The sequence below is a fragment of the Ornithinimicrobium avium genome, assembly GCF_003351765.1.
Classification (GTDB): Bacteria; Actinomycetota; Actinomycetes; order Actinomycetales; family Dermatophilaceae; genus Ornithinicoccus; species Ornithinicoccus avius.
Map to the genome: position 1 here is coordinate 745,756 of NZ_CP031229.1, position 14,964 is coordinate 760,719.

Sequence of the window (14,964 nt, forward strand, 5' to 3'; positions counted from 1 at the left end):
CGGGACGGGGTTCCTCATGTCGATCCAGCACCGCACCTCCCGCTCGCGGCACAGCACCGGCCTCCGGCGCAGGTGGGTCGCCGGGCTGACGGCCGGGGTCCTCACCCTCGGCGGAAGCCTCCTCAGCGCTGCCGCTGCGGCCCCGCTGCCCGCCGCGCCGGGCCCGGAGGGGAAGATCCAGGCCGACGTCGACGCCAAGCTGGACGACCAGGGCCGCGCGACGGTCCTGGTGCGGTTCGGCGACCGCCCCGACATGACGGCGTTCGAGGACATCGAGGGCTGGGACGAGCGGGGTCAGGCCGTCTACGACGCGCTCACCTCGACGGCCGAGAGCAGCCAGGCCGCGGCCCGCGCCACCCTGGACGAGGCCGGCGTGGCCTACCGGTCCTTCTTCATCACCAACGCGATCCTCGTCACCGGCGGCGACCGCGAGCTGCTGACCTCCCTGGCGCTCAGCCCCGAGGTCGAGGGTGTCTACCTGCCCGCGAAGTACGACCTGCCAGAGCCCGTCGTCGGCGAGCCGCAGTTCATCACCGACGCGGTCGAGTGGGGCATCGCCGACATCAACGCCGACGACGTCTGGTCCGAGTTCGGGGCGACGGGCGAGGGCATCGTGGTCGCCAACATCGACACCGGTGTCGACTACACCCACCCCGCCCTCGTCGATCACTACCGCGGCAACAACGGTGACGGCACCTTCACCCACGACTACAACTGGTTCGACGCCGGGGGCACCGGAAGCGACGAGCCGGTCGACTACGACGCTCACGGCACCCACACGATGGGCACGATGGTCGGCGACGACGGAGGCTCGAACCAGATCGGGGTGGCGCCCGGCGCGACGTGGATCGCCGCCAACGGCTGCTGCCCCTCGGACGAGGCGCTCATCTCCTCCGGCGAGTGGATGCTGGCCCCGACCGACCTGGTCGGCGACAACCCCCGCCCCGACCTGCGACCGAACATCATCAACAACTCCTGGGGCAGCGGCTTCCCGACGAACGACCCGTTCATGGAGGACGTCGCGCAGGCGTGGGCGGCCTCCGGGATCTTCGGCGTCTGGTCCAACGGCAACATGGGACCGCAGTGCCAGACGTCCGGGTCACCGGGCAGCCGCTCCATCAACTACGCGGTGGGCGCCTACGACGTCGACGCGACGATCGCGGACTTCTCCTCGCGCGGCGCGGGCCAGGACGGAGCCATCAAGCCCGACATCTCCGCGCCGGGCGTGGACGTGCGCTCCTCCGTGCCCGGCGGCGGCTACGAGGCCTACAGCGGCACCTCGATGGCCGCTCCGCACGTGGCCGGAACCGTCGCGCTGCTCTGGTCGGCCGCTCCGGACCTGATCGGCGACGTCGCCTTCACCCGAGAGCTCCTCGACGGCTCGGCGATCGACACGCCCGACGACCAGTGCGGCGGCACCGACGACGACAACAACGTCTACGGAGAGGGTCGGCTGGACGCGCTGGCCCTGCTCGCGTCCGCCCCCATCGGCGACACCGGTCGCGTCGTCGGCACGGTGACCGACTCCTCGACGTCCGACCCGGTCTCCGGGGCGACCGTGGAGCTGCAGGGCGAGCGGGTCCGCACCACCTCCACCGCCTCCGACGGCACCTACGGTCTGCGTCTCGGCGTCGGCGACTGGGCCACGACCGTCAGCAGGTTCGGCTACCTGACCGACTCCGCCACGGTCAACGTGGCCCTGGACGAGACCACCGTCCACGACGTCGCCCTCGATCCCGCGCCCAGCGGGACGTTGTCCGGCACGGTCACCGACGGGTCCGGCAACGGCTACCCGCTCTACGCCCGGATCAGCGTCCAGGGGGCCGCGTCGGTCGGCACCTACACCGACCCCGAGACCGGCGAGTACAGTCTCGACCTGCCGGTCGGGACGCACGTCGTGCGCGCCACCTCCCAGCTGCCCGGCTACCAGGTCGCGTCGCGCTCGGTGGTGGTCGTGGAGGCCGACGGCACCGTCGCGGACTTCGCCCTGACGATCGACCCGATGACGTGCACCGCGCCGGGCTACACGCTCGATCTCGACGGCACGTCGCAGAGCTTCGACGACCTGGTCCTGCCCGCGGGGTGGGCGGTCGAGGACCTCGAGGGCAGGGACCTGTTCTGGCAGTTCGACGACCCGATGGGCATCGGGAACCAGACCGGTGGCAGGGCCGGCTTCGCCGAGGCGAACAGCATGGTCCTGGGCGCCGGGCTGGACACCGTCCTCGTCTCACCTGTCGTCGACGCCTCCGCGATGTCGAACGTGACCCTCGCCTACCAGCAGATGTTCGACAGCTGGGGTGACTCCAGCGGCGCGGTCGAGGTCAGCTCGGACGCCGGCGCCACCTGGACCGAGGTCCGCGAGGAGACCTCCTTCGTGTACGGCGCGGTCACCCTCGACCTCAGCGAGCAGCTCGCCGGGGCGTCCGCCGCGCAGGTCCGCTTCCGTTACCGCGACCCCGGCCCGGATGAGGACTTCCTGTGGCAGGTGGACGACGTCTTCCTGGGCAGCCGCACCTGCGACCCGACCGGTGGCGGTCTGGTGGTCGGGTACGTCCAGGACGACATCGACGGCACCGGGATCGTCAACGCGAAGGTCAGCTCGCAGGACAGGCCGGCCGACGTCGGCACCACCCGCGCGACACCGGACGACCCTGAGCTGGAGGACGGCTTCTACTGGCTGCACTCCCTCCTGGTGGGGACGCACCCCTTCGTGGCCAGTGCCCGCAACTACGGCACAGACACGCAGCCGGTGGACGTGGCCGAGGGCGCGGTCGTGCGCGCCGACTTCGTCCTCGGTCAGGCCGTCCTGTCCGTCGAGCCCACGTCGATCTCGACGTCCGTGCGACTCGGCGAGTCCGACGGGGGCGCCTTCACCGTCACCAACACCGGCACCAGCACCGCCGAGATCACCTTCGGCGAGACCCGAGGCGGCTTCGAGATCCTGCGTGCCGACGGCAGCCGGATGACCAGCACGCAGATGGCCGGCGCGAAGGGCGCGCCGCTGGCCGAGAGTCCCGTCACCTTCGACCCCGGCGTCATGCTCCCGTCCTCGGGGTCGACGGCCTCGTCCGCATCCTCGGCACCGCCCCGCGCGGCGGAGGAGCCGTGGACGGACCTGCCGGCCCTGCCGCTGCCCGTGCTCGACAACCGCGTCGTCTCCCTCGACGGGCAGTGGTACGTCCTCGGGGGGGCGAACGACATGGACGTGATCACCGACGTGTACCGCTTCGACGCGGTCGCGCTGGAGTGGATGCCGGTCGCTCCCCTGCCCGCGCCCGCGATGCTGCCGGTCGCAGCCGCGGTCGGCGGCCGGATCGTGGTGTCCGGCGGCTGGGGAATGGACGGCAGCACCCTCGCCGAGACCTGGATCTACGACCCCGCGGAGGACAGCTGGTCCTCCGGTGCTCCGATGCCGGACCCTGTCTCGGCGGCGGGCACCGGCGTGGTCGACGGTCAGGTCTACGCCGTCGGCGGTTGCACCAACGGCGAGTGCGCCCCGATGAGCGACCTGGTCCAGGTCTACGACCCCGCCTCCGACAGCTGGTCGCAGGCCGCTCCGCTCCCGGAGCCGATCTCCCACCAGGCGTGCGGCGCGGTGGCCGGCGGCCTCGTCTGCGCCGGCGGGTTCGGCGAGGGCGACTCCCTCCTGGACAGCACCTGGACCTACGACGCTGCCTCCGACAGCTGGTCCGCAGCGTCCCCCGCCCCGGTGACCTTCGGCGGAGCGGCGTCGGCAGCAGCCAACTCCGAGCTGCTCGTGGTGGGCGGGGTCCAGGACGACAACGTGACCAACGCCTCCTGGGCCTACGACCCGGCGACGGACGAGTGGTCCTCGCTGCCGAACGCCAACACGGCCACCTTCCGTGGCGGTGGCGCCTGCGGCTTCGCCAAGGTCGGCGGGATGGACGACAACTTCCTCCCCACGGACGCGGCCGAGCTGCTGCCCGGCTACGACCTGTGCGACTCCGCCGGCGCCGACGTCGACTGGCTCTTCGTCGACACCGAGGAGGCGACGCTGACTCCCGGTGAGAGCGTGACGGTGGAGGTGACCACGGACAGCTCGGCGGTCAACCAGCCCGGGACCTACACGGCAGGGGTCACGATCACCGCCAACGTCCCGGTCGGTCTCGCCCCCGTCGAGGTCTCGATGGACGTCGCTCCCCCGCTGTCGTGGGGCAAGGTGACGGGCACCGCCTACATCGAGGACTGTGAGGGCGGCCAGGTGGCCGGCGACAGCATCCTGATCGACATCGCGCCGGTGCGCGAGGGCGTCGGTGACGGCTGGGTGATCATGACCGACGAGGTCGGCACCTACGCCCGGTGGATCAACACCCAGGTCGGGTCGTTGCGGATGACCGCGACCCTCGGCGGGTTCCGGCCCGACACCCACCTCGTCACCCTCGTCCGGGGCGGCACCGTGACCCAGGACTTCTCCCTGCTCTCCCAGGAGTGCCAGGAGAACCCGCCCGGGACGGTCCCGCCCGAGGTGACCCGGATCGCCGGACTCGACCGCTACGCCACCGCGGCGCGGGTCTCGGAGCAGTTCGCACCGGGGGTCCGGACCGTCTACGTGGCGTCGGGACGCAACTTCCCCGACGCGCTCGCGGCGGCCGCCCGGGCCGGCTCGCTGGGTGGTCCGGTCCTGCTCGTCCGGCCCGACTCGGTGCCGGCCGCGACCAGGGTCGCCCTGCAGCGGCTCGACCCGAGGACCGTCGTGGTCGCCGGCGGCACGACCGCGGTGTCCGCCGGGGTGGAGAGCACCCTGCGCGGCCTGGTGCCGGACGCCGTGGTGAGCCGTCGGGCAGGCGCGGACCGCTACGGCACCGCGGCCCGGATCGCGGCGGCCTACCGCTCGGCGGACGTCGTCTACGTGGCGGCCGGCACCAACTTCCCGGACGCCCTCGCCGGCGCGGCCCGGGCGGCAGACCACCGGGCGCCAGTCCTGCTCGTGCGTCAGGGCTCGTTGCCGGCGGTCACCGCCTCCCAGCTGGAGCGGCTCGCGCCCGACCGGATCGTCCTGCTCGGCGGCACCTCCGCGGTGTCGAGGGCGGTCGAGCGCCAGCTGCGTGCCTACGGAACGGTCGAGCGGGTGGCCGGGGACGACCGGTACGACACCGCGGCGCGGCTGTCGCAGGAGCTGGCGACGTCCCAGGACGTGTTCGTCGCCACCGGGCTCGACTGGCCGGACGCGCTCGCCGGTGCCGCGCGCGCCGGGGCGACCGGGTCACCGCTGCTGCTGGTCCGCACGGGCCGGATCCCGGCGGTCACCTGGGCCGAGCTCGACCGGCTGGACCCCGGCCGCGTCATCGTGCTCGGCGGGACCACCGTGATCTCGGGGACGGTGGTCGACCTGCTGCGCACGCTGGAGTGAGAGGACGCGACACCCCGGTGCCGGTGACAGGTGCCGGGGTGGCCGCGCGGAAGGATCGCGGCAGGCCTAACGTTGTCCACATCATGACGACCCAGCACAGCACCCCCGCGACCGACGCCGCCAAGGGCGGCACCGCATACCCCGCCGCCGTCAGCGAGCAGGAGTGGCGCGAGCGCCTCACCCCCGCCGAGTACCAGGTGCTGCGCGAGGCCGGCACCGAGCGCCCCTTCACCGGGGAGTACAACGAGAGCACGACCGAGGGCGTCTACGCCTGCCGTGCCTGCGGTGCCGAGCTGTTCCGCAGCGAGACCAAGTTCGCCAGCCACTGCGGCTGGCCCAGCTTCTACGCCCCGCTGGCGCAGGACCGCGTCGAGTACCTCGAGGACTCCTCCCTCGGGCGGGTGCGCACCGAGGTGCGCTGCGCTTCCTGCGGCTCGCACCTGGGTCACGTCTTCGAGGGCGAGGGCTACGACACGCCCACCGACCAGCGCTTCTGCATGAACAGCATCTCGATGACGCTGGTGCCCACCGAGGACTGAACGCCGACGGCGGGCCGAGCCCTCAGGGCAGCCGGGTGAGCAGGTCCTCGACCTCGACCCGCTGCCCGGTGTAGAACGGGACCTCCTCGCGCACGTGCAGGCGCGCCTCGACGGCCCGCAGCTCGCGCATCAGGTCGACGATCCGGTGCGGCTCGTCCGCCTCGAAGCACAGCAGCCACTCGTAGTCGCCCAGCGCGAACGAGGCGATGGTGTTGGGCAGCACGTCCTTGAAGTCGCGGGCCGCCTGGCCGTGCTCCTTGAGCATCCGGGAGCGGTCGGCGGCGTCGAGCACGTACCAGTCATAGGACCGCACGAACGGGTAGACGCAGGCGAAGTCCTTGGGCTCCTTGCCCTCGAGGAAGGACGGCACGTGTCCACGGTTGAACTCCGCGGGTCGGTGGACGCCGACGTTGGACCAGACCGGCTCCAGGTGCCGGCCGAGCTGGGTGCGGCGGAAGCGCTGGTAGGCGGACTGGATGGTCTGCACCTTCTCCGCGTGCCACCAGATCATCAGGTCCGCGTCGGCACGCAGGCCGGCGACGTCGTAGAGGCCCCGGACGACCAGCCCTTCGCCCTCCAGCTCGGTCAGCAGCGCACGGACCTCGGCTGCCAGGGCGGCGCGGTCCTCAGTGATCGGCACGACCGCCCGGAACACGGAGTAGGCCGCGTAGCGGGTGGCGGAGTGGATCTGGTCGAGCTGCTCGTCGGACATCTGGGTGGTGTCGGTCATGCACGCCATTGTGGGAGCCGTCCCTGAACGGTCCTCGGGCGGGTCTGCGAACACGCCGGTGCAGGGGGTCGGGCCCGGACCCGCACCGAGGCGCGAGAGCGTCGCTGCGCGCGCGGTCAGCCGCTGAGCTGCGCGACGGCGCGGTGCGCGGAGGCCACGCAGGCCGGGATCCCGACACCGTCGTAGGCCGCGCCGCAGGCGGCGAGCCCCGGCACCCTTTCCAGCGCCGTGCGCACGGCCGCGACCCGGTCCAGGTGGCCGACGGCGGGCTGCGGCAGGGCCCCGCCCCAGCGCTGCACGTGCCGGTGGACGGGCGCGGGCAGCTCGCGACCGAGCGCCTGGCCGAGCTCTGCCAGGCACGTCCGGACCAGCGCGGGGTCGGGCACCTGGAGGACCACCTCCTCGCCGTGGCGACCCACGGAGACGCGCAGGAAGGTGAGGTCGGCGCCGTCCGGCCCGGCCCCGCGACCGGCATCGGCCACCCACTCCCACTTGGCCGCGCTGAACGTCGACGCCTTGATCCTCCGGCCGTCGGCGCGCGGCACGAGGAAGCCGGACGCCTCCAGCGGGCCGAGCTCCTCGCTGCGGAAGGCGAGCGTGACCACCGCGGTCGACGCCGTCGCCACGCCGGCGAGCAGCTCGGAGGCCTCCGGCGCGACGTCGTGCAGCAGCCGGGCCGAGGGGGTCGGCGGCAGCGCCAGGACCACCCGGTCGGCACGGTAGGCCGTGGGGTCGGGCCGCGGTCCTGTCACCACCTCGAAGCCGCCTCCGGCCAGCGCGTGCAGCTCGCGGACGAGGGTCCCGGAGCGGACCGTGGCACCCCGGCGCTGGAGACCCTCGGCGAGCGCGGGCGGCAGCCGGTGCAGACCGCCGGCGACGGTGGCGAAGACCGGCGGACGCGGCGAGGTCCGGGCGTGGTCCTCGGGGGGCGGCGGCAGCAGGGCCGCCACGGCGGCCACGAGCGACTCCCCCGCCCGGGCCGCGCGCAGGAGCGCCGGCAGCGTCACCGCCGCGGAGAGGACGTCCGCGTGACCGGCGTAGACCCCGCCGAGGAGCGGCTCGACCAGCCGCTGGACGACGGCGGCCCCCAGCCGTGGCCCGACCAGGTCCGCGACCGACACGTCCGCCTGCCCGGTGGGCAGCGCCAGCTCGTGCTCCGCCCGCGCGACCTCGGCCTCGGTGAGCAGGCCGCGCAGCGCGGACGGGTCGGCGGGAACACCCATGAAGGTCCGCGTCGGCACGGCGTGCAGCGCGCCGCGCGACCAGATGCTGGCCCGTGCCCCGGTCGGGTGCACCACGTCGTCGCCCAGACCGGCACGCCCGATCAGCTCGAGCCCCTCCGGACGGCGCGCGAGCACGGCTTCCGCGCCCACGTCGAGGTGCCGTCCGGCGAGCTCGGCCGACCGCAGCTTGCCGCCCACGCGGTCGTTGCCCTCGAGGACCATCACCTCCGCCCGCGGGTCGGCGCGCAGGAGGTCGTCCGCCGCGGTGAGGCCGCTGATGCCGCCGCCGAGCACGAGGTAGGAGGTCACCGCGCCAGCGTCTCACCGGACGTCCCGCCGCAGGGGGTCCGGGGTTCCCTGCCGTGACCAGATCGTGACCGTCGTGCAGGGAGCCCGCCGCCCTCTCGCGGGGTCGAACCCGGCATGGACACCCGCAAGCGCGTGCTCGCGCCCCTCCTGCTGATCCTCGCCCTCGTGCTCGGCGCCTGCAGCGCCTCCGGGGGCTCTGCCGGCACCGCGGCCGACCAGGCGCAGGCCGACGGCGCCGTCGGGATGGACGCGGGGGCGCCGGCCGAGCAGCCGGCCGCCGACGAGTCCGCCGCCGACGGCTCCGAGGCCCGGCTCGCCGACGGCGGGGTCGAGGGTCTGGTCGCGCAGGCGGCGGTCGCCGGCGACGGTGCCCCGCTGATGGTCCGCACCGTCGACGTCGAGCTGCTGGTCGAGGACGTCCTCGAGGCCGTCAGCCGGACCCGGGCCGCCGTGGTCGCCGTGGACGGCTGGGTCTCCTCCGAGGAGGTCCGTCCCGGCGCCGACGACGACCCCGGCTGGGCCACCCTGGTGCTGCGGGTGCCCTCGGCCGACCTGGACGCGACCGTGACCACCCTGGGTGACCTGGGCAAGGTCACCTCGAGCCGCAGCAGCGCCGAGGACGTCACCACCGAGTACCGCGACGTCGAGGCCCGCGTGGCGACCCTGGAGGCCAGCGCCGCCCGGCTCCGAGACCTGGTGCAGGAGGCCGGCTCGGTGGAGTCGATCGCCAACCTCGAGCGCGAGCTGGCCGCCCGCGAGGCCGACCTCGACGCGCTCAAGGCCCGGATGAAGGTGCTCCAGGAGGACGTCAGCCGCTCCACGATCACCCTCCACCTGGCCGAGGACGCGGCCACCCTCGCGCAGACCGTGCCGCGCACCGGCTTCCTGGCCGGCCTCCAGCAGGGCTGGGCGGCCTTCACCGCCTCGGTCACCCTCCTCCTCACCGCCCTCGGCGGGGTCCTGCCGTTCGCTGTCGTCGCCGCCCTCGTGGCGCTGCCGCTGCTCGCCTGGCGCCGCCGGGTCCGTCGCGGCACGCGTCCAGGCAGCCGGGAAGCGAGCCCGGGGCCCTCCCCGGCGGTGCCCGACGGCGCCGCTGACTAGAGTCGGTCGCGTGACCGACACCCAGCGCCAGCACGAGATCCGCACCGCCCTCGAGGTGGTCGATCCGACCGCCTTCGACGCGGCGGCCGAGGCGGAGCGACGGATCGGCTTCCTCACCGCCTACCTGGAGGCGACCGGGACCAGGGGCTTCGTCCTGGGCATCAGCGGCGGGGTCGACTCCACGCTCGCCGGACGCCTGGCGCAGGTCGCCTGCGAACGGGTCCGGATCCAGGGCGGCGAGGCCCGGTTCGCCGCCGTGCGGCTGCCCTACCACGTGCAGAAGGACGAGCACGACGCGGTCGCGGCGCTGCAGTTCATCCGGCCCGACGAGGAGTTCACCGTCGACATCGGGCCGGGGGTCGATGCCCAGTGGGAGGCGCTGCTGGGCGCCGGGGTGAACTTCGAGCAGGACCGGGCCGACTACCACCGCGGCAACGTCAAGGCCCGGCTCCGGATGGTGGCGCAGTTCGCCATCGCCGGTGGCTCCGGGCGGCTGGTGCTGGGCACCGACCAGGCTGCCGAGGCGGCCGTCGGCTTCTACACCAAGTTCGGCGACGGGGCGGCCGACCTCGTGCCGCTCTTCGGGCTGCCCAAGCGCCGGGTCCGGCAGATCGCCCGGCACCTCGACTGCCCCGAGCACCTCGTCGAGAAGGTGCCGACCGCCGACCTGGAGAACGACAGGCCGCTCGTCGCCGACGAGGTCGCGCTCGGCGTCAGCTACGCCGCCGTCGACGACTACCTCGAGGGCAAGCAGGTCTCTGCGCAGGAGGAGGCGACCATCCTGGGCTGGTACGACGCCACCGCGCACAAGAGGGCCCTGCCGGTCACTCCCGGCACCTTCCTCAAGGACCGCTGAGAGGCTACGCCGGGCCCGTCCGGGCGGGGTCGGGGCCGTTCGGCCGACGTGCCAGACTGGCGCCGTGCCAGACCCCTCAGACAGTGCCCTCGTCCGCGCCGCCCGCCAGCAGCCCGTCCCGCACACCCCCGTGTGGTTCATGCGCCAGGCGGGACGCTCGCTGCCGGAGTACCGCGCGCTGCGCGCCGAGGTCCCGATGCTCGAGGCGTGCCGCACGCCGGACCTCGTCACCGAGATCACGATGCAGCCGGTGCGCCGTCACGGGGTGGACGCCGCGATCTTCTTCAGCGACATCGTCGTCCCCCTCGCCGCCGCGGGCGTCGACGTCGACATCGTCCCGGGGACCGGGCCGGTGGTGGCCCGGCCGGTGCGCACCCGGGCGGACCTGGACCGCATACCGGAGCTGACCCCCGAGCACGTCCCGGACATCACCGAGTCGGTGCGCCGCCTCGTCGCCGAGCTCGGCGCCACCCCGCTCATCGGCTTCGCCGGGGCGCCGTTCACGCTCGCCTCCTACCTGGTCGAGGGCGGTCCCTCGCGCAACCACGAGCGCACCAAGGCGATGATGCACGGCGACCCGCAGCTGTGGCACGACCTGTGCGCGCGCCTGGCGCAGATCGCGCTGACCTTCCTGCGCGTGCAGGCGCAGGCCGGAGCCTCCGTGGTCCAGCTCTTCGACTCCTGGGTCGGCCACCTCGGGCGCGCCGACTACCTGAGCCACGTCGAGCCGCACAGCCGTGCGGTGCTCGAGGGCGTGGCCGACCTCGGCGTCCCGCGCATCCACTTCGGGGTAGGCACCGGTGAGCTGCTGTCCGTGATGGCGGACGCGGGCGCGGAGGTGGTCGGCGTCGACTACCGCGTCTCCCTCACCGACGCGGTCGCCCGCACGGGCGGCAGGTATGCCGTGCAGGGCAACCTCGACCCGGCCCTCCTCTTCGCGCCGTGGGAGCCCCTCGAGCAGCGGGTGCGCGAGATCGTCCGGGAGGGGGTCGCCGCGCCGGGCCACATCTTCAACCTCGGCCACGGGGTGCTGCCCGCGACCGACCCCGGCGTCCTCACCCGGGTCGTCGAGCTCGTGCACGAGGTGTCTGCCCGCTGACCGCGGGCAGGGGCGGCCTCCCGCCGGTCCCCGTGCCCGGGCGTGGCGGTCCCGGCCCGGCGCGCCGGATCGGCATACGCTGGATCGGTGGTGAGCCGAATCTCGGGATCCCGGCCGCAGGCCCGTCAGCGCGCCTCCGGCAGGGCCGCCGTGCCCCTCGACGGGGACGCGACCGTGTTCGCCCGCGCCCTGGTGGGGTTGCGGGAGGTGGTCGTGCGCCCCGAGCTCGTGCTCGAGGAGGTACCTGCCCCCAGCCGTCTGGCGCCGCACACGGTCGCGCTGTCCGGCGAGGTGGTGCCGAGCTACCTCAGCGAGGACGACGACCCCGACGCGACCGGCCGCTTCGTCCTGCTGCACGACCCGTCCTGCCCGGAGCCGTGGGAGGGCGCGTGGCGCGTCGTCACCTACGCCAAGGCCGAGATGGAGCCCGAGGTCGGCCACGACCCCCTCGCCGGCCAGGCCGGCTGGTCCTGGCTCACCGACGCCCTGGAGGCCGGCTCGCTGAGCTGGACGGCGCCGGCCGGCACGGTGACCTGCGTGACCTCCGAGAGCTTCGGCGCGCTCTCCGACCGCGCTCCCACCGTGGACCTCGAGGTGCGCGCGTCCTGGACCCCGGTCCTGACCGACGGTGCCGAGGGCGAGGAGCTGTCGGCGCACCTGCGGGCCTGGGCCGACCTGCTGTGCACCCTCGCCGGGCTGCCGCCGCTGCCCGACGGCGTCGTGGCGCTGTCGGGACCGCGCCGGTGACCCGGTCCTCGCGGGAGGACGGGCCCGTCCCCGACTCCCGGGCCCCTTCCGGGGACGAGGCGGCGAGGGTGCATGATGCGGGCGTGATCCGCGTCCCGGAGGTGCCCGACCTCGACCCCGACCCCACCTCCGACTTCGAGCGCGTCGACGTCCCCTCCGGGGGCGTGCCGCGCGTGGTGGACACCGAGCGGGACCTGGCCGAGGCGATGGAGTCGCTGCGGGGCGGGAGCGGGCCGGTGGCGGTCGACGCCGAGCGCGCGTCCGGGTACCGCTACGGCCAGCGCGCCTACCTCGTCCAGCTGAGCCGGCGGGGCTCGGGCACCTGGCTGGTCGACCCGGTGCCCTTCGCCGACCTCGCGGGGCTCGACGAGGTCCTGGCCCCCGACGAGTGGGTCCTGCACGCCGCCACCCAGGACATCCCCTGCCTGGCGGAGGTCGGTCTGCGCCCGCGCGCCCTCTTCGACACCGAGCTGGGAGCACGTCTGGCCGGTCTGCCCCGCGTGGGGCTGTCCGCCTCCCTCGAGTACTACCTCGGCGTCACGCTCGCCAAGGAGCACTCGGCGGTCGACTGGTCGACCCGGCCGCTGCCCGAACCCTGGCTGCGCTACGCCGCCCTCGACGTCGAGCTGCTCGTCGACCTGCGCGACCGGATGGAGCGCGACCTGGCCGAGCAGGGCAAGCTCGCGTGGGCCCGCCAGGAGTTCGCCGCCCTGGTCGACTTCCGACCGCGCTCCGCCGACGGCGAGGACTGGCGGCGCACCTCCGGGATGCACCGGGTGCGCAGGCCACGCAACCTGGCCGCGCTGCGCGAGCTCTGGCACGCCCGCGACGCCATCGCCCAGGAGCGCGACGTCGCCCCCAGCCGCATCGTCCCGGACAGCACTCTCGTCGACCTCGCCACCAGGATGCCGCTCCACCCCTCCGGACTGGCGTCGGAGCGGCCCGACCGGTCCCGCTCGCGCCAGCGGCGGGCCGAGCAGGGCCTGCAGCGCTACCAGCGCACCTGGCTCGACGCGGTCCGCCGGGCCGCCGAGCTGCCCGAGGAGGAGCTGCCCGCACCCTCGCCGCGGAGCGAGGGACCGCCGCCGGCCCGGGCGTGGGCCGAGCGCGACCCGGCCGCCGCCCAGCGGCTGAGCATGGCCCGCGCCGAGCTGGCCACCCTCTCCGAGCGCGTGGACGTGCCGGTGGAGAACCTGATGACCCCCGAGCACGTGCGCAAGGTGCTGTGGCGCCCGCCGTCGACGGTGAGCGCCCGGACGGTGGACGAGGCCTTCGCCGCGCTCGGCGCCCGCCCGTGGCAGCGCGAGCTGGTCGTCCCGCTGGTCGTCGCGGCGCTCCAGGAACACCCCTGACCGGCCGGACCTGCGCCGTCACGCATATCTCATATATGTGATCTACAGTGGTGCTCCATGACTGAGAGCTACCTCTCGCGCATCGGTGGACTGATCCGCGACGCGCGCCGCCACAAGGACCTGACCCAGGCCGACCTGGCCGAGCTGCTCGGCACGAGCCAGAGCGCCGTGGCCCGCATCGAGCAGGGCAAGCAGAACCTCTCCCTGGAGATGATCGCCCGGATCGGGGAGAAGCTGGACTCCGAGATCGTCCAGGTCTCCTCCGGCGTCCCGCAGAACCTGCGGATCGAGGGCGGCCTGAAGCTGTCCGGCGAGATCGACGTGCGCACCTCCAAGAACGCCGCCGTCGCGCTGCTGTGCGCCTCCCTGCTCAACAAGGGGCGCACCACGCTGCGCAAGCTGGCCCGGATCGAGGAGGTCAACCGGATCACCGAGGTGCTGGTCTCCATCGGCTTCAAGATCCGCTGGCTGCCGGACTCCTCCGACCTGGAGATCGTGCCGCCGGAGAAGATCGACCTGGCCTCGATGGACGACGCGGCCGCGCGCCGGACCCGCACCATCATCATGTTCCTGGGCCCCCTGCTGCACGAGTTCGACAACTTCGAGCTGCCCTACGCCGGCGGCTGCGACCTGGGCACCCGCACGGTCGAGCCGCACATGATCGCGCTGCGCCACTTCGGTCTCGATGTCACCGCGACGACCGGCTCCTACCGCGCCGCGGCCGACCCGGCCAAGCGCCCCACCCGACCGATCGTGCTCACCGAGCGCGGCGACACCGTGACCGAGAACGTCCTGCTCGCCGCCGCCCGTCACCCCGGCACCACGGTCATCCGCAACGCCTCGTCCAACTACATGGTCCAGGACCTGTGCGTCTTCCTGCGCAAGCTCGGCGTCACCATCGAGGGGCTGGGCACCACCACGCTCACGGTGACGGGCATGGAGCACATCGACGTGGACATCGACTACTCCCCCTCGGAGGACCCGATCGAGGCGATGAGCCTGCTCTCCGCCGCGGTCGTCACCGGCAGCGAGATGACGATCAAGCGGGTGCCGATCGAGTTCATGGAGATCGAGCTCGCGGTCCTGGACACGATGGGATTCCAGTGCGAGCTGTCCGAGGAGTACGTCTCGGACAACGGCCACACCCGGCTGGTCGACCTCAGGACCGTCCCCGGCCCGCTGAGGGCGCCGCTGGACAAGATCCACCCGCTGCCCTTCCCGGGGCTCAACATCGACAACCTGCCCTTCTTCGCGATCATCGCGGCCTGTGCGCAGGGGTCCACGCTCATCCACGACTGGGTCTACGAGAACCGCGCCATCTACCTCACCGAGCTCACCACGCTCGGCGCCAAGGTCCACCTGATGGACCCGCACCGGGTGATGATCGAGGGCCCGACCCGCTGGCGCGCCGGCGAGATCATGTGCCCGCCGGCGCTGCGCCCGGGCGTGGTTATCCTGCTGGCGATGCTCGCCGCCCCGGGCACCTCGGTGCTGCGCAACGTCTACGTGATCAACCGCGGCTACGAGGACCTCGCCACCCGGCTCAACGGCCTGGGCGCCAAGATCCAGACCTTCCGGGACATCTAGGCGCGAGGTGGAGCTGGCCGCCGCGGCGGGGACGACGCCGGTGCGCTCAC

At 73.6% G+C, this 14,964-nt stretch carries 10 protein-coding genes; 8 read left to right on the top strand and 2 right to left on the bottom strand.

Features of this window, described 5'->3' with window-relative positions; all coding sequences use genetic code 11:
- Positions 1–16 precede the first annotated feature (16 nt).
- Positions 17–5,371, top strand: a complete 5,355-nt coding sequence (locus tag DV701_RS03570) for a cell wall-binding repeat-containing protein (RefSeq protein WP_114927097.1) — start codon at positions 17–19, stop codon at positions 5,369–5,371.
- A gap of 83 nt (positions 5,372–5,454) precedes the next feature.
- Positions 5,455–5,910, top strand: coding sequence for a peptide-methionine (R)-S-oxide reductase MsrB (gene msrB, locus DV701_RS03575; RefSeq protein ID WP_114927098.1), 456 nt, complete (start codon positions 5,455–5,457; stop codon positions 5,908–5,910).
- A 22-nt stretch (positions 5,911–5,932) separates the two neighbouring features.
- Here msrB and hemQ read toward each other — a convergent pair whose 3' ends face one another.
- Both hemQ and hemG read right to left on the bottom strand, forming a co-directional pair.
- Positions 5,933–6,640, bottom strand: coding sequence for a hydrogen peroxide-dependent heme synthase (hemQ, locus tag DV701_RS03580; RefSeq protein WP_114927099.1), 708 nt, complete (start codon positions 6,638–6,640; stop codon positions 5,933–5,935).
- Positions 6,641–6,756: 116 nt separating this feature from the next.
- Positions 6,757–8,172 carry a protoporphyrinogen oxidase gene (gene hemG / locus DV701_RS03585; RefSeq protein ID WP_114927100.1) on the bottom strand — a complete coding sequence of 472 codons (1,416 nt, stop codon included), beginning with the start codon at positions 8,170–8,172 and terminating at the stop codon, positions 6,757–6,759.
- Between the two features lie 114 nt (positions 8,173–8,286).
- On the opposite strand from hemG, the gene DV701_RS03590 reads away from it, so the two are divergent.
- The 6 genes from DV701_RS03590 to DV701_RS03615 all read left to right on the top strand — a co-directional run bounded on the left by DV701_RS03590 (position 8,287) and on the right by DV701_RS03615 (position 14,914).
- The gene (locus DV701_RS03590) at positions 8,287–9,273 is read left to right on the top strand and encodes a DUF4349 domain-containing protein (protein ID WP_114927101.1); all 987 of its coding nucleotides are present in this window, start codon (positions 8,287–8,289) and stop codon (positions 9,271–9,273) included.
- Positions 9,274–9,283: 10 nt separating this feature from the next.
- On the top strand, positions 9,284–10,129 hold the full coding sequence (gene nadE / locus DV701_RS03595) for an ammonia-dependent NAD(+) synthetase (RefSeq protein ID WP_114927102.1): 846 nt from the start codon (positions 9,284–9,286) through the stop codon (positions 10,127–10,129).
- Between the two features lie 64 nt (positions 10,130–10,193).
- Complete coding sequence (gene hemE / locus DV701_RS03600; RefSeq protein WP_114927103.1) at positions 10,194–11,228, top strand: uroporphyrinogen decarboxylase; 1,035 nt, start codon at positions 10,194–10,196, stop codon at positions 11,226–11,228.
- A gap of 87 nt (positions 11,229–11,315) precedes the next feature.
- Positions 11,316–11,975: a DUF3000 domain-containing protein gene (locus DV701_RS03605; protein WP_114927104.1), complete on the top strand. Its 660-nt coding sequence runs from the start codon at positions 11,316–11,318 to the stop codon at positions 11,973–11,975.
- An 83-nt stretch (positions 11,976–12,058) separates the two neighbouring features.
- Entirely contained in the window at positions 12,059–13,327 is a 1,269-nt protein-coding gene (locus DV701_RS03610) for a ribonuclease D (protein ID WP_228255202.1), read from the top strand.
- 57 nt (positions 13,328–13,384) lie between these two features.
- Positions 13,385–14,914: a helix-turn-helix domain-containing protein gene (locus tag DV701_RS03615; RefSeq protein ID WP_114927105.1), complete on the top strand. Its 1,530-nt coding sequence runs from the start codon at positions 13,385–13,387 to the stop codon at positions 14,912–14,914.
- The last annotated feature ends 50 nt before the right edge of the window (positions 14,915–14,964 follow it).